At 71.5% G+C, this 23804-nt stretch carries 11 protein-coding genes; 3 read left to right on the forward strand and 8 right to left on the reverse strand.

The genetic code is table 11. The annotated features are described in order from the left end of the window. Position 1: 1 nt before the first annotated feature. Genes M8C13_RS23930 through M8C13_RS23945 form a run of 3 tightly spaced genes read right to left on the reverse strand, consistent with a single transcriptional unit; the run spans position 2 to position 11723 of the window. A complete protein-coding gene (locus M8C13_RS23930; protein ID WP_252482922.1) occupies positions 2-286 on the reverse strand; it encodes a phosphopantetheine-binding protein in 285 nt (94 codons plus the stop codon). Between the two features lie 47 nt (positions 287-333). After that, on the reverse strand, positions 334-4623 hold the full coding sequence (locus M8C13_RS23935) for a beta-ketoacyl synthase N-terminal-like domain-containing protein (RefSeq protein WP_305883989.1): 4290 nt from the start codon (positions 4621-4623) through the stop codon (positions 334-336). 2 nt (positions 4624-4625) lie between these two features. Continuing rightward, positions 4626-11723, reverse strand: coding sequence for a type I polyketide synthase (locus M8C13_RS23945; RefSeq protein WP_252482923.1), 7098 nt, complete (start codon positions 11721-11723; stop codon positions 4626-4628). Positions 11724-12579: 856 nt separating this feature from the next. Here M8C13_RS23945 and M8C13_RS23950 point away from each other — a divergent pair. Beyond that, positions 12580-13956, forward strand: coding sequence for an NAD(P)/FAD-dependent oxidoreductase (locus M8C13_RS23950; RefSeq protein ID WP_252482924.1), 1377 nt, complete (start codon positions 12580-12582; stop codon positions 13954-13956). Between the two features lie 549 nt (positions 13957-14505). Here the strand turns inward: M8C13_RS23950 and ilvD are convergent. Continuing rightward, entirely contained in the window at positions 14506-16194 is a 1689-nt protein-coding gene (gene ilvD, locus M8C13_RS23955) for a dihydroxy-acid dehydratase (RefSeq protein ID WP_252482925.1), read from the reverse strand. A gap of 41 nt (positions 16195-16235) precedes the next feature. Further along, positions 16236-16724: a pyridoxamine 5'-phosphate oxidase family protein gene (locus tag M8C13_RS23960; RefSeq protein ID WP_252482926.1), complete on the reverse strand. Its 489-nt coding sequence runs from the start codon at positions 16722-16724 to the stop codon at positions 16236-16238. 62 nt (positions 16725-16786) lie between these two features. On the opposite strand from M8C13_RS23960, the gene M8C13_RS23965 reads away from it, so the two are divergent. Further along, a complete protein-coding gene (locus M8C13_RS23965) occupies positions 16787-17755 on the forward strand; it encodes a YafY family protein (RefSeq protein ID WP_252482927.1) in 969 nt (322 codons plus the stop codon). On the opposite strand, the gene M8C13_RS23970 is transcribed toward M8C13_RS23965, so the two are convergent. Further along, on the reverse strand, positions 17727-18110 hold the full coding sequence (locus tag M8C13_RS23970; RefSeq protein WP_252482928.1) for a RidA family protein: 384 nt from the start codon (positions 18108-18110) through the stop codon (positions 17727-17729). The genes M8C13_RS23965 and M8C13_RS23970 overlap by 29 nt on opposite strands. Before the next feature lie 12 nt (positions 18111-18122). Further along, positions 18123-21800, reverse strand: a complete 3678-nt coding sequence (locus tag M8C13_RS23975) for an NACHT domain-containing NTPase (RefSeq protein ID WP_252483043.1) — start codon at positions 21798-21800, stop codon at positions 18123-18125. A gap of 202 nt (positions 21801-22002) precedes the next feature. On the opposite strand from M8C13_RS23975, the gene idi reads away from it, so the two are divergent. Then, positions 22003-22539 carry an isopentenyl-diphosphate Delta-isomerase gene (gene idi, locus M8C13_RS23980; RefSeq protein ID WP_252482929.1) on the forward strand — a complete coding sequence of 179 codons (537 nt, stop codon included), beginning with the start codon at positions 22003-22005 and terminating at the stop codon, positions 22537-22539. Positions 22540-22608: 69 nt separating this feature from the next. Here the strand turns inward: idi and M8C13_RS23985 are convergent, their stop codons facing one another. Further along, positions 22609-23766 (reverse strand): glycoside hydrolase family 105 protein, encoded by a 1158-nt coding sequence (locus M8C13_RS23985; protein ID WP_252482930.1) that lies wholly within the window; start codon positions 23764-23766, stop codon positions 22609-22611. Between the last annotated feature and the right edge of the window lie 38 nt (positions 23767-23804).

Raw genomic sequence — 23804 nt, forward strand, 5'->3', positions numbered from 1 at the left:
GTCAGTTCCCCTCGTCCAGCGCGCCGACCACGTAGTCGACGAGCTGGCCCACGGTCAGCGCGATGATCTGCTCGAGCTCGAGCTCGGCGATGAACTCGGCGAAGTTGACCCGGGAGCCGTAGCGCTCCTCCAACTCGGCGGCGAGCGCGACCAGGTCGATGCTCTCCAGCTCCAGGTCGTCGTGGAAGGTCGAGTCCATCCGGACCTCGACCTCGTCAAAACCGTACTCGCCCAGCACTTTGTGCAGCATCACCGTGATGTCGGACAGCACGGCCTCGGGCGTCATCCGGACGAGCGTCAGGGGCGCTTCCGTGATCTCCACCGAAATTTCTCCTATTCCTTGGTCCAGGCGACCACGTACTCGCCTGCGATCTCACCGTCAGGGTCGGTGATGACGGTCCACGTCACCGGGGTCGTGCGGCCGGTGGCGCCGCGGACGGTGAGCGTGTCACCCTCCGCGCCGACCACCTCGTACTCGGCGGCCTGGCCGCCGTGCGCCCGCGCGGCCGCGGTCAGCGCGGCGGCGAAGGCGGTGTTTCCGGGGCTGTCCTCGACCGCGCGGATGTCGATGCCGGTGGGCGCCTCGCCGTCGCGGGCGAAGGCCACGCCGACGCCGTCCTGCTGCGCGGTGCAGACGGTCAACGGCGGCAACGGGTTGCGGCCCACGACCGTGGCTTCACCGCTGACGGTCAGCTCCACCGGGAACATCGGCCCGGCGCCGCCGTCCCACAGGTGCTGGCGCACCGCGTCCTTGACCGCCATCCGCCCGAGCAGCCACCGCCGCCGCACCCTCGGCGAGGTGGCCTCGTACTCGGCGCGTTCGGCGGCGTTGAGGTAGATGCGCATCATCAGGTCGCGGGAGGCGACATCCGGCCAGCGTTCCCACACCACCAGGAAACCGGCGTCGCGGCGTTCGGAGAGCCGGTTGTGCTCGGGGAAGCGCTCGACCTTCTTGGTGTTCTCGTTGCTGGCGAAGCGCCGGTCCAGCCAGGCGTCGATCTCGCACCACACCCGGCCCTGGTGCACCAGCTGCATGGCGCCGCCGAAGACGGTGTCGGTGAGCTCGGTGATCCGCACCAGGCAGTCCAGCCGCGCGCCGGGTTCGGGCTCGGGGCCGAAGAAGCGGATGCGGTCCATGGACATCGGGAACACCACGCGCTTGTCGGTGACGTTCTCCATGATCCAGTACCCGAAGACCTGGCCGACGTTGTCCAGCAGCGCGCCCGGCCCGCCGGGCACGGTGATCACGCCGCGGATGTGGTGCTCGCCGATGCCGTCCAGCGCGGTGACGCCTTGGTAGAGCGGGCCGTGGAACATGAACCGCTCTTCGTAGAGCTGCCGTGCGGTGATCTTCGGCGCCCACTCGCGTTCGGCGAAGGTCCACACCGGCAGGTCGGCGGCCGGGTAGGCCGGCGCGAGTTCGATCTCGGCCTCGGCGTTCTGGCCGAGGGTCACCTTGACCCGGTTGGCGGACAACGGGGTGACGGTGATCTCGACCTGCGTGGGCGGCGCGACGACGAGCCAGCGGAACAGCCGCACGTTGTGCACGGTGACCGCGCGCTGGCCGGGCGCGGCCTGTTCGGCGGCGTCCATCATGTGCTTGATCATCGTGGTGGCCGGGACCACCGGGAAGCCGTCGGTGTCGTCGGGCCAGCCCGCCGGGGTGCGGTAGAAGCTGTGGTCGCGCAGGTAGGGCATGGTCTTGGTGGACAGGTGCAGCGTGGTGCGCAGCGGCTGGGCCGGTGCGGGGGCGGCGACCCGGGCCTGGAAGGCGGCGGGAAGGCCAGCGGAGCCGGTGCGGGCGGCCTCCAGGACGGTCGCCGCGGTGTCGGCGGTGTCCTGGAGCAGCCCGCCGAGCTCGCTTGCGAGCGGGAAGCTGGCGGCCAGCCGGTCCAGTTCGGCGAAGGCCCCGCCGAGCTCGCCCACCGGCGCGACCGAGCGTGCCGGGGCGACCGCGGCCTTGATCGCGCCGGGCAGGTCGCCGCCGAGCCGGACCGTGGTCGCGGACAGGTCCAGGGGGATTTCCTTGCCGGCGCGGGTTTTCCGCGGGGCCGGGTCGAGCCGGTCGGGGTGGGTGGGCGCGCCTTCGGCCCACAGTCCGGTGAGCACCCGGCGCAGCTGGCCCAGGCCGCTGACCTTGGGGCTGTTCGCGGAGATGGACAGGTGTTCCTGCCCGGCAAGGGAATCCGAGACCAGGGTGCTCAGCGCGCCGGTGCCGACCTGGATGAAGGCCCGGACTCCCGCGGCGTGCATGGCCTGCACCAGCGGGCGGAACCGGACCGGTTCGAGGAGGTGCCGGATGAACAGTTCCCGTTTGGCCTGCTCGCCCTCGGGAAAGGGCGCGGCGGTGGTGGCCGACCACATCGGGATGCTCGGCTCGTGCAGCCGGAACCCGGCCGCGGCCTCCCGGATCGGGTCCAGGTAGGGGGCGAGCATGGGGGTGTGGAAGCCGGAGCGGAAGGGCAGCACCTGGCCGAGCACGTTCTTCGCGCGCAGTTCCAGCACCAGCTCCCGCACCACGGGTTCCAGGCCGCAGACGATGGACTGGTTGGGCGCGTTGTCGTGGGAGAGCACCACGCCGTGCCGTCCGGCCATCACCTCGGTGACCCGGTCCGCGCCGCAGCCGAAGGCGGCGAAGACCACGCCGGGCACGCGCAGTGAGTCCGGGTCGAACTTGGCCAGGAACTCGTCGATCTGGGTCTGCTCGTAGATGCCGCTGGTGATCATCGCGGTCCACTCGCCGACGCTGTGCCCGGCGATGTGGTCGGGCTGGACGCCGAGCTTGCGCAGCACGGTGTCGAGCAACCGGCCGACGCCGACCACGCCCGCGCCGTGCGCGCCCACGTTGCCGGTGTCCAGGCCGGGCACGGTGAGGCCGAAGTGCGCGGCCACGTCGTCCACCCTGGGCTCGAAGTCGGCTTCCAGGCCGGGGTAGACGAAGGCGACCTTGCCGCCGTTGGCCAGTAAGGGTTCCGGGCTGAACCAGACGTCGTTGCGGCCGCGCCAGGCGACCTGTTTGCCGACCACCTTGCGCGCGATGCCGAGCCGTTTCGCGGTGGGCGCGACGATGCCCAGCCTGCATCCGTCCTCAGTGGACGGTGCGGTGGAGCGGATCTCGGCATCGGGCAGGTCGAGCAGCTCGGCCAGGCGGGCCGGGGTGGGCGCGCTGATGGTGAGCACCCGCTCCGGCTCGGTGACCGTGATCGCCGGACGGTCCACAGTGGACGGTGCTTCTTCGAGGACCACGTGGGCGTTGATGCCGCCGAAGCCGAAGGCGTTGACCGCGGCCCGCCGCACCTCCTGGCCCTCGGACAGCTCCCAGGGCTGGGCGGTGTCCAAGGGGCGGAACCGGGTCTGGGCGAGGTCGGCGTGCGGCTGCTCGCAGTGCAGGGTGGGCAGCAGCACCTGCCGGTGCAGCGCCAGCGCGGCCTTGACCAGGCTGGCCACCCCCGCGGCCGGCATGGTGTGGCCGATCATAGACTTGACCGAGCCGATCACCGCGCTGGGCCCCTCGGAGCCGAAAACCCGTTGCAGGGTGGCCAGTTCCGCGCCGTCGCCGGCCGGGGTGGCGGTGCCGTGCGCTTCCAGCAGACCGACCGAGCCGGGCGCGGCGGGGTCGAGTCCGGCCGCCGCCCAGGCCCGCTGCAACGCGAGGACCTGGCCCTCGGGCTCGGGGTTGAACAGGCTGGCGCTGCGGCCGTCGCTGGCCACGCCGGTGCCGCGGATCACCGCGTACACCCGGTCGCCGTCCCGCTGGGCGTCGGCAAGTCGTTTCAGCACCACGACTCCGGTGCCCTCGCCGATCAGGATGCCGTCGGCGCGGCGGTCGAACGGCCGGATCTGCTGGTCCTTGGACAGCGCGCGGAGCTGGGAGAACACGCTCCAGAAGGTGACGTCGTGGCAGTGGTGCACGCCACCGGCCAGCATCACGTCGCAGCGCCCGGCGGCCAGTTCGGTGACCGCCTGGTCGACCGCGACCAGGCTGGAGGCGCAGGCGGCGTCCACGGTGTAGGCGGGGCCGCGCAGGTCCAGGCGGTTGGCGATGCGGGAGGCGGCCAGGTTGGGCACCAGGCCGATCGCGGACTCCGGGGAGGCCGGGCCGAGCTGGTCGACGAAGGCCTGCCGGACCGCGGCCAGCTGGTCCGCGCCCAGGTCGGGCAGCAGGTCGCCGAGGGTCTTGGCCAGCTGGTGGGCGGTGCGCACCCGCTGGTCCAGGCGCACCAGGCCGGGGGTGAGGTAGCCGCCGCGGCCGAGCACCACGCCGATCCGGTCCGGCGCGGGCAGCTTCTCCTGCCCGCCTGCGTCGGCGATCGCGGCCGCGGCCACCCGCAGCGCGATCAGCTGGTCGGGTTCGGCGCCGGAGACCGAGTTCGGCATGATGCCGAAGCTCACCGGGTCGAAGCTGGCCTTGACGAACCCGCCGCGGCGGCAGTAGACCTCCTCCGCCTTGGCCGGTCCGGTGGCCGAGTCCGGGTGGTAGAAGTCGGCGTCCCAGCGGTCGGCAGGCACCTCGGTGATGGCGTCGACGCCGTTGACCAGGTTGTGCCAGTAGGACTCCAGGTCGCCAGCGCCGGGTAGCAGCACGGCCATCCCGACGATCGCGACCGGGGTGGTCTGGGTCATGGTCACCAGCCCGAGGCGGAGTAGACGACCGAGCGGACCGCGTCGCCGCCCCAGGCGAGCTCCCGCAGCAGCGCCAGGGTGCCCTCCTCGGGGTCGATCAGCTCGATGCCGCGCCGGGTGTAGGACTGCATCAGCTCGGGGGTGACCATGCCGCCGTGCTTGGCCGAGGGCGCCCACGGTCCCCAGTGGACGGTCAGGCCGCGGCCGCCGGTGCGCTCCGACCAGGTGATGCCCAGGGACTCCAGGGCGTCGTTGGCCGCGGCGTAGTCGACCTGGCCGCGGTTGCCCAGCGCGGCGGCGATGCTGCCGAACAGGACCGCGAACCGGGGTCCGGTCTCGCCGAGGTCGGAGACGGCCTCCAGGAGCTGGCGGGCGCCGTCGACCTTGGTGCCGAAGACCCGGCGGAAGCTCTCGATGTCCTTCTCCGCCAGCAGCTTGTCCTCGATCACGCCGGCGGCGTAGACCACGCCGTCCAGGCGGCCGTGCTCGGCGTGGATCTCCTTGACCAGCTGGCGCAGCGCGTCGTGGTCGCGCACGTCCACCGAGTGGTAGCGGGTCTGGCTGCCCAGTGCGATGAGTTCGTCCACAGTGGACTGGACTTCGCGCTGGGCCAGGATGCGGTTCGCGGTGCGCTCGATCTCGGCCGGGTTGCGCAGGCCCTGCTGGATCAGCGCGGCCCGCAGCTGGGTCTTGTCGGTGGCCGCCTTGGTGGCGGGGTGTTCTGCCTCGGTGGCGGGTGCGGTGCGGCCGACCAGTTCGATCCGGCAGCCGCTGGCCGCGGCCACGGTGGCGGCGAACTGGGCGGTGATGCCCCTGGCGCCGCCGACCAGCAGCACCACCGAGTCCCGGTCCAGGCCGATCGCACTGGCCTCGGTGGAGCCGTCCCCGGCAGGCCCCGCGCCCAGGCCGAGCGAGCCGAGCGGGGTGGCCACCATCTCCAGCGCGTGCCGCCCGCCTTCGCGGCGCAGCACCACCGGGTGCCGGTCGGAGGCGAGGATCTCGGCGAAGAGCGCGGCGGCCGGGTCGGTGTCGGTCTCCACCAGGCTGGCGTGGGTCTCCGGGTACTCGCGGGCGATGGTGCGGAACAGCCCGCGCAGCCCGGCGGCCCGGCCGAGCTGGCTCGGCGCGGCGGCGAGCAGCCAGCTGACGCCGCGCACCAGCGCGGACTGGAAGGCGGGGAAGGTCTCCGGCAGGACCGGCAGGTCGCCGTCGGCCAGCGCGTCCAGGAAGACCACGCCGTCGATGCGGCCGTCGGCCTCGGTGAGCACGCGGGCGGTGGACTCGATCCGGGCCTGCGCGCCGTTCTCCAGCAGCAGCGCGGAGAGCTCGTTCGCGCCGGTGCCGCCGAAGAGGATGAACCGCTTGCCCGCCAGGGTTTCCACGCCGGCCGGGGCGGCGGCGGAGATGTCGACCGGGGTGAGCAGGAACCGCTTGGGCGCGATGCCGCCGGAGGCCGCGGGGGCCGCCGTGACCGGTGCCGCCGGGGCCGGGATGGCGGCCACGGGTTCCGACGTCGCGGCCGGAGCGCCGGACTTGGCCGCCAGCCAGCCCGCGATCGAGGCGGCGGTGCGGGCCTTGGCCAGGTCCTCCAGCTCGGCGTCGCCGAGGCTGGCCGCGTCCATCCCGTCGCCGAGCTTGGCCGCGAGCTCACCGGCGATCTCGGTGCGCTTGATGGAGTCGATCGAGAGGTCGGCTTCCAGGTCCAGGTCCGGTTCGATCATGTCGATCGGGTAGCCGGTGCGGTCGCTGATGATCTGCAGCACGGTGCCGAGCAGCTCGGCCTCGCTCGGTCCACTGGCCGCGACCGGCGCGGGAGCCGCCGCCGGGACCGGCGCCTGGGTAACCTTTCCGCCCAGCCAGGCCGAGATCGCCGCCGCGGTGCGGGCCTTGGCCAGGTCCTCCAGTTCGGCGTCGGACAGGCTGGCCGCGTCCATCCCGCCACCCAGCTTGGCCGCCAGCTCACCGGCGATCTCGGTGCGCTTGATGGAGTCGATGGACAGGTCGGCTTCCAGGTCCAGGTCCGGTTCGATCATGTCGATCGGGTAGCCGGTGCGGTCGCTGATGATCTGCAGCACGGTGCCCAGAACGTCCACAGTGGACGGTGCGGGCACGGGAGCCGGTGCGGCGACTGGCGCTGCGACCGGGGCGGGCGCGGCGACCGGCTGGGCCAGCGGGGCCTGCGCGACCGCAGGCAGCTGCTGGATCACCTGCGGCACCACGTGCTGGGTGCCGGGCGCGGTGCCGAAGTAGGTGAGCAGCACATCGCGCTGGGCGGCCAGGATCTCCCGGCTGGTCCGCAGGAACTCGCTGACCAGGGCGTCGTGCTGACCAGCTGGCTGGGGCTGCGGCTGGCTCATGGTGGTGGTCTCCAGGTGGACGCGGCGGGCCGGGGCCAGGCCGCCGGTGAGGTAGCCGCCGTCGGCGGTGCGCACGACGTGGCCGTCGATGGTCCAGCCGGCGCGCTTGGGCAGGGGGGTGGCCGAGACGTCGCGGGCGTCCCGGCCCTGGAACAGCCAGCCGGTGCGCAGGGACACCCCGGCGGTGGCCAGCGCGGCCAGCGCGCCGAGGAAGCCGCGCAGACCGCTGTCCGCGCTGGGCTCCACGGTGACCGTGGTGTGCGGGCGGTCGCCGAGGATGTCCTTGACCAGCCGGGAAAGCACCTTGCCGGGGCCTGCCTCGACGAAGACCCTGGCGCCGTCGGCGTACATGGCCTCGACCTGGTCGACGAAGCGCACCGGGGAGCCGATCTGCGCGGCCAGTTCGGCGCGCACGTCGTCGGTGTAGGGGGCGGCGGTGCGGTTGGCCCACACCGGGACCTCCGGGGTGTGGATGTCCACAGTGGACAGGACCTGCGCGAACCGGTCACCGGCCTCGGCGATGAGTGGGCTGTGGAAGGCGCAGGCCACCGGGATCGGCTTGGCGCTCAGTCCGGCCGCCTTCAGCTCGGTGACCGCCTTGCCCACGCCCTCGGTGGTGCCGGAGATGACGACCTGCTTGGGCGAGTTGTGGTTGGCCAGCACCACTTCGCCGCGCAGCCCGGCCTGGTCCAGGACCTCGAGGACCGCGGCGGCCTGGCCGGAGACCGCGGCCATGGTGCCGGGGTCGCCACCGGCGGCCTCGGCGGCGGCCAGGATCGACTCGGCGCGGGCCGCGGAGATCGCCAGCAGCGTGTCCGCGTCGATCGCGCCCGCCGCGGCCAGCGCGACCAGCTCGCCGTAGCTGTGCCCGGCCACCAGGTCGGCCCGCACGCCGAGCTTGCCGAGCAGCTGGTGCACGGCGAGCCCGGCGATGCCCAGCGCGGGCTGGGCGGTCCTGGTGTCACGCAGCCGGGCCTCGTTGTCCTTGGCCACCGCGGAGTCGAAGGCCGCCGGCGGGAACAGCAGGTCGGCGTACTTGTGCCCGCGCTGCAACAGGTGCTGCACCTCGGGGAAGGCCACGAACAGCTCGGCCAGCATCCCGGTGCGCTGGCTGCCCTGCCCGGGGAAGAGCAGGGCCAGCTTGCCGGACTCGGTGTGACCGGCCAGGTACACCCCCGCGGCCGGGTCGTGCTCGCCGGCGACCGCGCGGCGCAGCTGGCCGACCAGGCCGTCCAGGCTGTCCGCGACCACGGCCACCTGCACCGGTTCGGTGCGGGCGTCGGCGGTGCGGGCGGCGGTGCGCGCCAGGTCCCGCAGCCGCCAGGGCCGGCCGCCGGTGTCGTTGGCCGCGGCCAGTTCCAGCAGCTTCTCGATGGACTTGGCGGCCGCGCGCAGGTCGGCGCCGCGGAAGGTGAACAGCTCGGCGGGCCAGGCGTCCACGCTGTGCCGGGGAGCGGGCTGGTCGACCGCGGCGAGCACGGTGTGGAAGTTGGTGCCGCCGAAGCCGAACGCGCTCACCCCGGCGACCCGCTTGGCCGGTTCGGTGGCCCAGGGCCGGGCCGCGGTGTGGAAGACGAACGGGCTGGAGTCCTTGTCCCAGGCCGAGTTCGGCGTCTGCACGTGCAGCGTGGGTGGCTTGACGCCGGTGTGCAGCGCGAGCGCGGCCTTGATCAGCCCGGCCAGCCCCGCCGCGCACTTGGTGTGCCCGATCTGGGACTTCACCGAGCCGATCGCGCAGGTCCCCGGCTGGGCCCCGGCCTCGGTGAACATCGTGGTCAGGGTGGCCAGCTCGGTGCGGTCGCCGACCACGGTGCCGGTGCCGTGCGCCTCGACCAGGCCGACCTCGGCGGGGGAGAGGTGCGCGTTGGCGTAGGCCCGTTCCAGCGCCGCGCGCTGGCCCTCGGGGCGCGGGGCGGTCAGGCCGAGGGACTTGCCGTCGCTGGCCGAACCGAGGCCCTTGACCACCGCGTAGATCTTGTCGCCGTCCCGCTGGGCGTCGGACAGTCGTTTCAGCGCAACGCAAGCCACGCCTTCACCGAGGGCGATGCCGTCGGCGGTGGCGTCGAAGGTGCGGCTGCGGCCGGTGGCCGAGAGCGCGTGCACCGAGGCGAAGAGCAGGTAGTCGTTGATGCCGTTGTGCAGGTCCGCGCCGCCGCAGAGCACCAGGTCGCTGGTGCCGTTGACCAGTTCCTTGCAGGCCACGTCGAGCGCGGCCAGCGAGGAGGCGCAGGCGGCGTCCACGGTGTAGTTGGCGCCGCCGAGGTCCAGGCGGTTGGCGATGCGGCCGGAGATGACGTTGGCCAGCATGCCGGGGAAGGAGTCCTCGGTCAGCGGCGGCAGCTGGTCCACCAGCTCCTTCGGCAGGCTGTCCAGGTAGGCGGGCAGCACCGCGCGCAGGGTGGTGGCGTTGGACAGGTCCGAACCGGCCTCGGCGCCGAAGACCACCGAGGCGCGGGAGCGGTCGAACTCGCGGTCGCCGTCGTACCCGGCGTCGCGCAGCGCCCGGCGGGCGACCTCCAGTGCGAGCAGCTGCACCGGTTCGATGCTGGCCAGCGAGGTGGGCGGGATGCCGTAGCTGAGCGGGTCGAACGGGATCCGCGGCAGGAACCCGCCCCAGCGCGAGGGGGTGCGGTCGTTGATGTTCTTGCCGGTGGCGTCGGGGGAGTAGTAGGTGGCGGCGTCCCAGCGCTCGGCCGGGACCTCGGTGACCGCGTCCACGCCGCCGACGATGTTGGCCCAGAAGGTGGCCAGGTCGGGGGAGTCGGGGAAGACGCAGGCCATGCCGACGATGGCCACATCCAGCGGCGGCGGCGCCACCGGCTGGGTGCGCGCGGCGGCCAGGCCGAGTCGCTGCCCGAGCAGCTCCCGTTGTGCGGCAAGGAACTCCGCCGCCTCACCGGTGACCGACTCGTGCAGCGCGGCCACCGTGGTGACCTCATCGCGCAGCACCGCGACCTGACCGGCCATGAACAGGCCGTCGGCGAGCTGCTCGGTCTCGTCGGCGGCGATGAGGTCGTTGCCCTCGCGGCGGATGCCCTTGCTGGCGATGCGCAGCCTGCCGACGTTGAGGCTTTCCAGGTGCTCCCAGACCTCCCGGTCGGGCACGCCCTTGGCGGTCAGCTCGGCCTTGATCGCCTGGAAGCTGTCGGCGAAGGGGCTGGTGACGCAGCGGGTGGCGTGGCCGGGCGCGGTCTCCAGCAGCTCGGTGCCCTCGGCGGCCAGCACCTGCTGCTGGAACAGGGGTTGCACCGCACCGGCGCTGACCGCCTCCTGGGTGAACAGGTAGGCGGTGCCCATCAGCACGCCGATCCCGACGCCCTTGGCGGCCAGTGGCGCGGCCATCGCGGCGACCATGGCGGCCGAGCGCGCGTCGTGCACACCCCCGGCGAAGAGCACCTGGAGGTCGCCGCCGGTCTTGTTGCCGAGGTGGTCGAGCAGCACCGAGATCTGGGCTTCCCACAGGGCGAAGCTGGCGCGCGGGCCGACGTGCCCGCCGCATTCGCTGCCCTCGAAGATGAACCGGCGCGCCCCGGCCTCCACGAACTGCTTGAGCAGGCCGGGGGAGGGCACGTGCAGGAAGGTCGTGATGCCGACCTCCTCCAGCGCGGCGGCCTGTGAGGGGCGGCCGCCGGCGATGATCGCGTGCGTGGGCCGCAGCTCGCGGATGACCTCCAGCTGCGCGGCCCTGGTGTCCTCCGGCGCGAACCCGAGCACGCCGACGCCCCACGGGCGCTCGCCCAGCGCGGCGGCGGTCTCGGTCATCATCCGCCGGGTCTGCTCCTTGCCCGCCAGGGCGAGCGCGACGAAGGGCAGGCCGCCGCCGGTGGCCACCTCGGCGGCGAAGGCGGCCTGGTCGCTGACCCTGGTCATCGGGCCCTGCGCGATGGGCAGCGGCACGCCGATGGCCTCGGCGAAGGCCGAGCCGGGGCGCAGCACCGCTTCCAGGGCGTCCTGGGTGAGCGCGGCGGTGATCGCGTCGCGGACGGCGTGCACCGCCCGGCCGGTGGTGCGGTAGCGCTCGGCGAAGCGGGCGGCCAGGAAGATGTCCTGGCCCAGCTCCAGTGCGGGCGCGGGGGTGCGGCCCTTGCGGGCGAGCACCCGGCGGCCGTCCACGACGGCGGTCTCCGAGCCGTCCAGGGTGCGCAGCAGGGCCGCGGTGGTCTCCGGCAGCTCGGACTCCTCCAGCAGCGCGAGCTGGGTGTCCAGCACCACGCCGGTGGCGCCGCCGAGCACGGCCGCGGCCGCGGTGTGCGTGCCGATGCCGCCGGCCAGCCAGATCGGCAGGTCCAGGCCGGAGGTGGCGACGAGTTTCTGCAGCAGCACGAAGGAGCTGAGCTCGCCGACCAGGCCGCCGGCCTCGTTGCCGCGGGCGATCAGCCCGGCGGCCCCGGCGGCGGCCGCGGCGCGGGCCTGCTCCACGGAAGTGATCTCTGCCAGCACCCGGTAGTGGGCGGCGATGTCAGCGAGTTGCCAAGAGCTGTCCCCAGTCAACACGACCGTGTCAACTTCGGTGGGGAGGTCGGCAGGGGTCAGCGCGCAGCCCGAGGGCACGCGCACACCGAAGGGGCCGGACACCCAGCGCTGGGCGAGGGCGAGTGCTTCCCGAGTCGACCGGGCGCCGGTGCCGAGGTCGAGAACTCCGAGTCCGCCTGCTTGGCGGACCGCTGCGACGAGACGTGCGTTGGCCTCGCCGAAGGGGGTAACCCCGAGGACGAGCTCACGCCGTTCCGACTGCGCGGCCATGGAGCCTCCGTTGATCAACAACAACCTGTGGACGGGCAGGATCCAGCTAGTGACCCGATTGGCTGAATCGAAACGGGAAGCTAGCGGTGCAGGCAGTAATTCATCAACGGTTGAAATGTGGTCTTGAGTGGCCCTCAAGGGAAAATTGAGTGGCTCTCAAGTATTCGGCGCTCCCGCTTTGACTCTCGGGTCCCGGTGTCTTCTTCAGCAATTCGGCACAAATGCCGTGTGCCTGAAGTCACTCAACCGGGCAAAAGCGCTGGCCGGGGCGTCACCCACCGTGTCCACTGTGGACGCCCGATCCGGGGTTCAGCTCGGCGGCTGCCCGCTGTTCACCGGCCGGATACGTCCACTGCACGTGGTCGTAATCGACGCTACGTGCGGGTTTGTTACCACCCCTGTGTGGGCAGGGCGAGCGGCCGCGGCCACGGCGGGCGATCATGGGTCCCCCGCGTGGGTGGCCCCAGAGATGATCATGAACCCATGGTGCTGTCGATCACCGAAAAAATGCCGGGTGATCTTTCGGCGCGTTAACCCGAGATGCGCGAGCGGCCGGGGTACATTCTGCCCCGCCATTCCTCGGGAGGGCCGCCTTTAATGCTGCCGAAATCGGCCATCGACGTTTGCAGAGAACTGAAACTGCTTCAACAAGGCTGTTCTGACACGGTTCAGACGCGGAGCTACCCAGGTAGCAGTGGATCTCCATACCTGGTAGTGCTCCGCAGCCACCGTGTTGACCGCCCTGGCACACCTCGGCCGCCGAGTTGTCAGCACCGCCCCGCCGAAATCTCCGGTTAACACTGACAGGTAACTTGCCTGTACGGCATGCCGTCGTCCCGGCGAACGAAGGAGAGCCATGTCAGCACATGAGGTCGACGTCGTGGTGATCGGGCTCGGCCCCGGTGGCGAGCAGGTGGCCAGTCAGCTCGCCGGAGCCGGGCTGAGGGTACTGGGCGTGGAGCGCAGGCTGGTCGGCGGGGAGTGTCCGTACTACGGGTGCATCCCGACCAAGATGATGGTGCGCGCCGCCGAGGTGGTCGCCGAGGCGCGCCGGGTGCCGGAACTGGCCGGGACCGCCACGGTGCTGCCGGACTGGTCCGCGGTCGCCGAGCGCATCCGCCGCGAGGCCACTGACAACTGGGACGACACGGTCGCGGTCCGCAGGCTGACCGACGCCGGCGCCGCCTTCCTGCGCGGCACCGGCAAGATCACCGGCCCCGGCCGGGTCGAGGTCGTGGACGAGGACAACCAGACCCACCAGGTCACCGCGACCAAGGCCATCGTGCTCAACCCCGGCACCGAGCCACTGGTCCCGCCGATCCCCGGCCTGGCGGGCACCCCGTTCTGGACCAACCGCGAGGCCGTGCGCACCGAGTTCGTCCCGGACACCCTGGTGGTGCTCGGCGGCGGCGCCATCGGCCTGGAGTTCGCCCAGCTGTTCGCCCGCTTCGGCGCCGAGGTCAGCATCATCGAACCCCAGGACCACCTGGCCGCGGTGGAGGAACCCGAGGCAGCGGCCCTGCTGGCGGAGATCTTCGCCGACGAGGGCATCACCGTGCACACCGGCGCGGGCGCCGCCGCGGTCACCCACCAGAACAACGAGTTCCAGCTCGAACTGACCAACGGCACCACCGTCACCGCCGCCCACCTCCTGGTCGCCACCGGCCGCCGCACTGATCTCGAGGCCCTCGGCCTGGGCAATCTGGGCCTGGACACCACCGCCCGCACCATCCCCACTGACGACCGCCTCAAGGTCACCGACGGTGTGTGGGCGGTCGGCGACGTGGTCGGCCACGGCGCCTTCACCCACATGTCCATGTACCAGGCCGACATCGTCATCCGCGAGATCCTGGGCCGCCCCGGCCCCGCGGCGCAGTACCACGCCATCCCGAGGGTCACCTTCACCAACCCGGAGCTGGGTTCGGTCGGCCTGACCGAGAAGCAGGCGCGGGAGCAAGGTCGCGACATCCGCACCGGTCTCACCAAGCTGGAGCAGAGCTCCCGGGGCTTCGTGCACAAGGTCGGCAACCGAGGCCTGATCAAGGTCATCCTGGACACCAGCCAGAACACCCTCATCGGCGCCACCGCCATGGGCCCCGCCGGCGGCGAGATCCTGGGCGCCCTGGCCATGGCCGTACACGCCCAGATCCCCCTGGAGACGCTGCAACAGTTCATCGGCGCCTACCCGACCTTCCACCGAGCCATCAGCGAAGCGATCAAGGACCTCGGCTGACCGAGCTGTGGAAACCCGCTGACCTGCACTTTGTGGATAACGTCAGCCGGGGTGGCGCCCTGTGGATACGCTGGGAACCAAATCAGCGTTTCCCGCGTTGCGTGAACAATCGGAACGCGCGCCGCCCAGCCCCCCACCACAGGAGCCGCCCCACCAACCGACCCCAAGCGACCACCAGGGCACCGCGCCACGACGACCAGCAGAGCCCACTCCCAGCCGCAGAGCCCACTCCCGAGCAGCAGAGTCCGCCCACCCCGGCCAGCCACGACGACAGGGCCGAGAGGGCAGCGGACCGCGATGGCGAGGGACCGCGACGGCAAGCGACCGCGAGGACAAGGGGTACGCCCCGGCCTGGCCCGTGTGCTGGGGCCCTGGCGTGGCCGGGCGTGCCGGAGCCCAGGCGTGGCTCGGTGGCGTGGCTCGGTGCGCGGGAGCCCCGCGTGGCCCGGTGTGCCGGAGTTCCCCGCGTGGCCCGATGCGCTGGAGCCCTCGGGTGGCCCGTTGCGCTGGAGCCCCGGCGTGGCTGGCGTGCTCGAGGCGTCCGCGGGCCTAGCCGCAGACCGCCCCGGTGCTCGCCGACCCGACCAGCTTGGCGTACTTGGCCAGCACGCCCCGCGCGTACCCGTGCCGCCGCGGCTGCCACCCCACCCGCCGGGCGGCCAACTCCTCCTCGGTCACGGACAGGTCCAGGCGGCCCTCGGCCACGTCCAGGCGGATTCGGTCGCCGTCGCGGATGAAGGCGATCGGGCCGCCGTCGACCGCTTCCGGCGCCACGTGGCCGACGCACAGGCCCGTGGTGCCGCCGGAGAAGCGGCCGTCGGTCAGCAGGAGCACGTCCTTGCCCAGGCCCGCGCCCTTGATCGCGCCGGTGATGGCCAGCATCTCGCGCATGCCGGGGCCGCCCTTGGGGCCCTCGTACCTGATCACCACCACGTCGCCTGCGGTGATGGTGCCGTTTTCCAGGGCGTCCATGGCGGCGCGTTCGCCTTCGAAGACGCGGGCGGTGCCCTCGAAGACGGTTTCGTCGAAGCCCGCGGACTTCACCACCGCGCCGTCGGGGGCCAGGGTGCCGCGCAGGATGGTGATGCCGCCGGTGGGGTGGATGGGGTTGGCCAGGGCGCGGATGACCTGGCCGTCGGGGGCGGGGGCGTTGAGCTCCGCCAGGTTCTCGGCCATGGTGCGGCCGGTGACGGTGAGCGTGTCGCCGTTCAGGAGGCCGGCTTCGAGCAGGAGTTTGAGCACCACCGGGATGCCGCCGATGCGGTCCACGTCGTACATCACGTGTCGCCCGAACGGCTTGAGGTCGCCCAGGTGGGGAACTTTCGCGCCGATGCGGGTGAAGTCGTCCAGGGTCAGTTCGACCTCGGCCTCGTGTGCGATGGCCAGCAGGTGCAGCACCGCGTTGGTGGAGCCGCCGAGGGCCATCACCACCGCGATGGCGTTCTCGAACGCGGGCTTGGTCAGGATGTCGCGGGCGGTGATGCCCTGCCGGAGCAGTTCCACCACCGCCTCGCCGGAGCGGCGGGCGTAGCCGTCGCGTCGCCGGTCCACCGCGGGGGGCGCGGCCGAGCCGGGTAGCGACATACCCAGGGCCTCGGCCGCGCTGGCCATGGTGTTCGCGGTGTACATGCCGCCGCAGGCGCCCTCGGTCGGGCAGACCGCGCGTTCGATCGCGTCCACGTCCGCGCGGCTCATCAGCCCGCGCGCGCACGCCCCGACCGCCTCGAAGGCGTCGATCAGGGTCACCTCGCGCTCGGTGCCGTCCGACATGGTGGCCCGGCCCGGCATGATCGAGCCCGCGTACAGGAACACCGCGGCCAGGTCCAGCCGCGCCGCGGCCATCAGCATTCCCGGCAGCGACTTGTCGCACCCGGCCAGCAGCACCGAGCCGTCCAGCCGCTCGGCGCCCATCACCGTCTCCACCGAGTCCGCGATCACCTCCCGGGACACCAGCGAGAAGTGCATGCCCTCGTGGCCCATGGAGATCCCGTCGGAGACCGAGATCGTGCCGAACTGCAACGGGAAACCCTCGGCCGCGTGCACGCCCTCCTTGACCGCCGCGGCCAATCTGTCCAGTGACAAGTTGCAGGGGGTGATCTCGTTCCAGGAGGAGGCGACCCCGATCTGCGGCTTCTCCCAGTCCGCGTCGGAGAAGCCCACGGCGCGCAGCATGCCGCGCGCCGCCGCCCGTTCCAGACCATCGGTGACATCCCGGCTGCGCGGTTTCAGATCGGCCATGTCCGCCGACGCTACTCCCCGTCACCCCGCCCCGCGCGTCCTCAGGTCAGCTGTTCCACGCGGGACTCCGCGCGCTCCGCCTCGCCCTCGCGCCAGGTCCGCCAGGCCCGCCCGTCCTCCTCGAACCGGACGAACCCGGCGGAGAGCACGTCGAAGGCGAAGCAGTGGTACGGCTCCGGTGGCCGCCACCCGGTCCGGGCGAAGATCGCCTCTTCGTAGACCGCCTTGGCCGACTGGGTCAGCTCGACCACCCGTCCGTAGATCTTCACATCGCCCAGCGGGTTCTCCTTGCCCGGCGGCAGCGAGTGCGCCGTGACCCGCGGATCCCGCAGCAGGTCGGCGAGCTTGGTCGACGGGGTCATCATGCCGAAGCAGAAGTCGGCCCCGGTGAAGTCGCACTCCACCGCGCTGATCCGCGGCGACCCGTCCCGCCGCACCGTGCCCAGCAACACCAGCTGGTCCTGCTCGAACCGTTGCCTGGCCAGCCCCGCCAGCACCGGGGCCGCCTTCTCGAAGTCCTGCCATCGCATGCCCGCCATGCTGCCGCCGATACCTGACAGAACACGGCAGGAATGTGGTGCAGACTTCAGAGGTGCGCGCCTCCCGACTGCTGTCGCTGCTCCTGCTGCTCCAGACCAGGGGCCGGCTCACCGCGCAGGAGCTGGCCGAGGAACTGGACGTCTCGGTCCGCACCGTCTACCGCGACGTGGAGTCGCTGAGCAGCGCGGGCGTCCCGGTCTACGCCGACCGCGGCCCGGCGGGCGGCTACCAGCTGCTGGACGGCTACCGCACCCGCCTCACCGGCCTGACCAGCACCGAAGCCGGCGCGCTCGCCCTGGCCGGGCTGCCGGACCAGGCCGCCGAACTGGGCCTGGGCACCGTGCTGGCCGCCGCCCGCCTCAAGCTCGACGCCGCCCTGCCACCCAGCCTGCGCGAGGGCGCCCACCACGTCCGCGACCGCTTCCACCTGGACGCCCCCGGCTGGTTCGCCGACGCCGACCGCCCGCCGCACCTGCAGGCGCTGGCCACCGCGGTCTGGGAACAACGCCCGGTCAAGATCACCTACCGCCGCTACCGCCAGCCCGACCGCGAGTCCGTGGTGCACCCGCTCGGCCTGGTGCTCAAGGCGGGCACCTGGTACCTGGTCGCCGAGGCCGACCGGGTGCGCACCTACCGCGCCAACCGGATCAGCGCCGCCGAGGTCCAGGACACCCCGTTCACCCGCCCGCCCGAGTTCGACCTCAGCGCCTACTGGCAGCAGTGGTCAGCCGAGTTCCAGTCCACTGTGTACAAAGGCGAGGCGCGGATCCGGGTGTCCCCCAAGGCGATGCGCGGGATCTTCACCGCGGGCCCGGTGGTGGCCGCGAAGGTCCGCGGCACCGAACCGGGCCCGGACGGCTGGCGCGAAGTCGTGGTCCCGATCGAGACCCACGAGATCGCCCAGTCCGACTTCCTGCGCTACGGCCCGGAAATCGAGGTGCTGGAACCCGCGGAGCTCCGCGAGTCCATCGCCAGGGCCGCCGAGGAGATGGTCACGCGGTACCGGGGCGGCGGGCGATGAGCTCGATCTCCACCGCCGCCCCCAGCGGCAACCCCGCCACGCCGATGGTGGTGCGCGCCGGGAACGGCTCGGCGAACTGCTCGGCGTAGACCGCGTTCATCTCGGCGAAATCGGCCATGTCGGTCAGGAACACGGTGCACTTCACCACATCGTCCGGGGTCAGTCCGGCGGCGGTCAGCACCGCGAACAGGTTCGCGAAACACTGCCGGGTCTGCTCGCCGACCGAGCCTTCGACGAGCTTTCCGTCCGGTCCGATCGGCGTCTGGCCGGAGAGGTGCACGAACGGATCGGCGTTCACGGCATGCGAATACGGCCCGACGGCCACGGCTCCTGGGGCGTTGACGGCTTTCCTCATGCCGCCAGCCTGTCACCGAGTCCTGTGTGCTCGAAGTGATTTCGCCAGCAACTCCTGAGTCGAGTCGTCTTCCCGGATGCCTGCGGTCCACATCAGGTCGAGCAGGTAGCGCAGGCTCAGGTCATCGCGGTACCGGTCGAACGGCATGAGCCCGAGTTGCTTCAGCAGGTCACAGCCACTCGGCAGCAACATCGCGAGCACGTGCTTGGCCTCGGCCAGGCGGTAGTTCTCCCGTACCGCCCTGAGCACCACACCTGCGCTCCGACACGGGTGCTGGCCTCGGATGTCAGCGAGCTGAATCGAGGACATATAACGAAAAACCAGTTCGGTGACGCCGTGGTGCGGACCGGTGATCCTGGCGATCTGGGCCAAGCGCGGCAACGGTTCCCGCCCGTCGGCGATCAGCGCGCGCAGCGGTGAGACCTCGTTGGCGAGCTGGTTCGCGACGGCAATCCGGACCTTGGCCAGTTCGCGACGGTTGTGGTCGACCACCAGCCGGGCGAGTTCGTCGATCGTGCCTTGCGGCAGGGAGAACAGTGGCCCCGGTAGATCGGTCAATGCCCACCGGCACAGCTGCCAGGCCTCGGTCGCGCTGGCGAAACTGGCCAGCGCCACGGCGATTTCGGCGTCCAGCGCCCGCTCGTGGTAGGTCGACAGGGTGGTGAGGCGGTTCAGCAGCTCGACGCGTTCCCGCGTGGTTCCCGGCGTGGCCAAGGCGTTGAGCACCGGCGCGGCCCAGGGCGCGCCGGCCAGGATGGACCGGGCGATGCTGTCGGCACCGTGGTGGTGGAGCAACCAGTCCAGTGCGCCCGGTTCGGCCTGGGCACAGAACTCGACGATGGCGCTGGCCTCGGCGCGGCTCACCCCGATAACGCAGGCGGCCAGTCGGCGCACGTTTGTCTTGGAAACGGCGTGCAAGGAGTCGCGCAGCAGCGGCAGTGCGGCGTAGACGTGTTCCGGTGGCCGGGAATCGTGGGCCAGCTCCCTGGCAGGCCAGTCCGAGTCGGTCAGCAGGCTCGGTTCGGCGCGCGCTCGCAGCACGGTGAACCGGCCGCTGAGGTCGATGCCTTCCTGCTTCAGGCTGCGCTCGATGTAGTCGAGCATCCGGCGTTCCGGATCGGCTTCCACCGTGGGGATCCCGGCCAGGCCCAGGGTCACGTGGTCGGCGAGGGCGCTGGCCGCGTTGAACACAGTTTGCAAGCGGCCGGTGGCCTGCGGAGTGCGGAACTCCTGCTGCAACCGCAACGTGATCGTCGTCCCTGCCCGGGTGGCGATCTGGATACCGGCGATCGCGCTGAGCGTCTCCCAGGAGAACCAGGCCCGCCACAGGTGGGTCAGCTGGTCCCAGGGACGCTGGTCCTCGGGACCGATCAGGGGTTCGTGCAGCTGGTACTCGCCGTCGGCGAGCGCCGCGCGCAGCAGCACCAGGTTGAGGCTGTACAGGGCGAGGTGTGCCAGCAGTGGCTTGCGATCGAGCGGGCAGTTGCCGGGTGGCGGCAGGAAGGTTTCCGTGCTGTAGAGGACGGCCCGCAGGTGGTGGTGGGTGAGGGCGTCCAGTGCCGCCAGGTCCGCCGCGGTGGTGCGGTGCCTCGCCCACTCGCGCAGCAGCTGCAACAGCATCGGGCGGGTGTGCAGCGGGGCGTGGATCAGGCAGGCGAACCAGTCACTGGACAGGCGGGCGCGGTCCGGGTCGCCGTCCAGGGAGCGGACGGTCGCGGTTTCGCGGATCACCTGGCGCAGCAGGAAGTCCGCGGCCAGGAACTCGCCGAAGGTGTTGTGCAGGAACTCGTACGCCTTGGCGTCCTCGACCCGGCCCCTGGACTCGTGGATGAAGAAGAAGCTGCCCACCAGCAACTCGGCCTGGGACAGGCGTCTGCCGCCGCCGTCAGGAACAGTCCTGGAGCGGTTGAAGTAGGCCAGATCCGCGTTCAGGTCCTGGGCGAGGATGTGCACCGCGTGCCGGTTGAACATGCCGATCGCGGCCACGCCAAGGCGTTCCACGTCCGACTCGACCATTGTGGACAGATCATCGGCGCAGCGGTCGGCCGGGTCCTTGGCGCGTTCGCGGCGGATGAACTCGGTGATGAGGCTGTGGTACAGCTGGGTCCGGTCCAGCTCGGTGGCGGCGGCCAGCGGTCGCACGGTGGCGTCGTAGATGGCCAGCATGAGCAGCAGCAGCGGTTGCTCGGCCAGTTCGACCAGGGCGGGGGAGCCGGGCACCTGGAACCGGCGGGCGTTGTGCTCATTCCAGATCCGGGCCCAGGTCTCCCGGCGCGGCGCGTCGAACTCCAGCAGGCGCAGCACGGTGCTGCCCGGCGGCACCGCGGCCTTGTCGATCAGGGTGATCCGGCTGGTCACCAGGACCCGCAGCGGACGGCCGTGCCGGGCCTCGCGGACCTGGAAGCCGTGCACCCGGGAGAGGTAGTCGGCGAAAACCTTTCCGTTGGCCTGCAACAGTTCGTCGTAGCCGTCCAGGATCACCAGCGGCGGACTGTCCACTCTGGACTCAGCGAAGTCGGTCCACGGCTGGGTCAGGCCGGTGTCCCGCTTGAGCTGGAGCTCCAGCTGGTCCTGCAGGTCCTGTTCCGGGTCGATGTCGCGCAGCTCCACCCGCACCACGGTGAACGCGGGCGCGGCCAGCCGGGCGGCGAGCACCTCGGTCAGCAGTGACTTGCCCGAGCCCGGATGGCCGAGCACGAGCAGCGGGTGCTCGGTGCTGTGCGGGGAACCCAGGTAGCGCAACAGGAAGTCGCCGAGATCGGACCGCGCCGGGGCCGCCGCCCAGGACGGCTCGTGTTCGAGCCGGTCGCCGTCGCCGCAGCGGAGCACCTTGAACGCCTGCGGCACAAAGGCATCCGCCTTGGCTGGATAGGTCAGCCCGTCCTGCGCGCCGTCGCCGAAGACCGGCGCGGCCAGCTTGCCCGCGTACTCCGCGGACAGCGCCGTGGCCACCCGGTCCGCGCGGGCCGCCGGGGTCATCGCCTCGACGGTGGCCGCCAGCGCGCGCAGCCCCAGGTCGATGCCCTCGGCGCGGGCGTGATCCCGCCGCATGGTCCACGCGCAGAACTCCGGACTGCTCGCCATCAGGCGCAGCAGTTGCGCCTGGTAGACCTCCTCGGCCGCCTCGGTGGCCCGCCGGATGCCCTCCGACAGCTCCCGCTGCCGCGCTCCCGGCACCCGTTCGCGCACCGCCAGACCCTGGGCGAAGACCATGAACTGGGTGCTCAGCAGCTGGTGGTAGGCCTGGCGCTGGGCGGTGGAGAGCGCCGGATCAACCGGGTGCGGCAGGGACAGCGTCACCCGGTCGCCGACACTGGCGCCGGCCAACTGGACCCGGTCTGTCTCGGTCAGCGCCACCTCGGCCAGGAACTGGGGCAGCTCGGCCTCCAGCGCGTCGAAGAAGGCGGTGAAGGTGATCAGGTAGTTCGCCGCGGCCATCCGCCGCGCCCGCGCCAGGAAGTTCCCCTCGCCCCGCCCGAGCAGCTTGCGCGCCACCGCCTGCCCCAGCTTGCTGACCTCGTTCTTCGCCCCGAGCAGCGACAACGCCCCCGGCGTCACCGCCACCCCCAGCGCCAGCAGCCCGACCGCGGCCAGCCGGTCCACTGCCTCCACCGCCTTGCTGTCTCCCGCCTGCCGCACCAGCTTCTGGACCTGGGCGAAGGTGATCGCGGTAGCACTGTCCGACCCCATGGCAGGGGTGTCGCGGAACGTGTCCGATTGGTTACCGATTGGTGCCGGACGGCTGAGCGCGCGGGCGGTGCGGCACACCGGAAGAAGTACCGTGGTGGTCGAGCTGATGCACTCTGCCGGTGCATGGACCCGGGCGGAACCCCTCATTACGGTGGCTCCCGACCAGGCGCAACATGGATACAAAGGGGTCAGGATGGCTGTCGTGCGCAGGATCGTCGAGCTCGTCGATCCGGACGGGAACACGATCGGGGAGACCTCGGTCGAAGAGGCGCACACGCCGCCCGGCCGGTTGCACCGGGCGTTCTCGGTGATGCTGTTCGACGAGGACGACCGGGTGCTGCTGCAGCAGCGGGCGCTGACCAAGAACCGGTTCCCCGGGCTGTGGGCCAACACCTGCTGCTCGCACCCCCTTGCCGGGGAGGACATCGCGCTCTCGGCGATCAAGCGGGTGGACGAGGAGCTGCACCTGCGGATCGAGGAGCTGCGGGAGGTGGGCGCGTTCACCTACCAGGCGCTGGACGGGCACGGAGCCGCCGAGCACGAGTTCGACCACGTGCTGATCGGCAAGATCGGCGCCGACGCGCACCTCACGGCCAAGCCGGAGGCGGATGAGATCGAGCAGCTCAAGTGGGTGCAGTACAGCGAGCTGGTCGCCGACCACGAGGCGAACCCGGAGCGTTACGCGCCGTGGGTTCCCGGTGTCGTCCGGCTGATCGAGGCGGCTCGCGCCACCAGCTGACAGCACGCGGTACGACAACGGCCGGCTCGCCGGGAGAGGGCAACCTCCCGGCGGGTCGGCCGTTTCCGGTCAGGTGCGGAGTTGTTCGTGCATGAGCAGGAAGGCGCCCAGGCCGTGTAGGTCGTTGATGTTGCGTTTGCGGGTGTAGTAGTAGTTGAGGTCGCCGACGTTGGTGCCCTCGGAGATGTCGTGGATGTTGGTCAGGCCGTCGGCGCCGGTCTTGACCTTGGCCAGGACGCCTTGGTAGCCGCGGTCGGCGACGCGCTGGTAGGCGCGCGAGATATAGCCGCGCTGGACGGCCGCGTCGATCATCAGGGTGTACATGGACGAGGCCGAGGTCTCGGTCCAGTTGTCCGGGTCGTCACCGCGGTCGACCACCTGGAACCAGCGGCCGGTGCGGCGGTCCTGGTAGCGGGCCAGGCCCTTGGCCAGGTGCTGCACAAAGCCGATGATCTGCTGTCGGCGCGGGTGGTCCTTGGGCAGCAGGTCCAGGATCTCGATGTAGGTGATGGCCGACCAGCCGAAGGCGCGGGCCCAGAAGAAGCTCGAGGTTCCGGTGTCCGGCTTGGGTTTCGGGTCCCACGGGGCGTCCCGGTCGCCGTCGTAGGCGTGCCACATCAACCCGTTGTCCGCCTTGAGCCGGGTGAAGTAGGTGACCAGGTTCCTGGTGACCTCCTCGGTGGCGTACTGCTCGTCGCCGTAGGCCTGGCCGTAGCGCATCAGGAACGGCTGGGCCATGAACACCCCGTCCGCCCACAGCTCGTTGGTCTTGCTGGTGGCGTGCCACATGCCGCCGTCGGGGGTGCGCGGGTAGGTGGTGATGCGGGTGCGGATCTGGTCGGCCGCGGCCTTGTAGCGCGGGTCGCCGGTCTCCTGGTGCAGGAAGATCAGGATGTTGCCGGGCTGCATCGCGTCCAGGTTGTTGAAGCTGTGGTTGACGTGCCCGTTGGCGTCGACGTGGTAGTCGGCCCACTTCTTGATGTAGGCCAGGTACTTCGGGTCCTTCAACCGCTGGTAGACCTTGTACATCCCGTAGAGGAACAGGCCCCGGGTGTAGCCCCAGCCGCCGATGGTCTGCGGGTCCGGGTTGCGCGCGATGGTCGAGTCGACGACCGCCTTGGACCAGTCGGTGGCGGGCGGGGCGGCTTGGGCCAGGGGCGTGGTCACCGACAGGGTGAGGGCGCCCGCGGTGGCCACGGCGGTGGCCACCCGCGTCAGCAGGTTCACACATCCTCCTAGGTGCGTTGGGACAACTGCTCGTGCAT

The organism is Crossiella sp. SN42 (genome assembly GCF_023897065.1).
Taxonomy (GTDB): domain Bacteria; phylum Actinomycetota; class Actinomycetes; order Mycobacteriales; family Pseudonocardiaceae; genus Crossiella.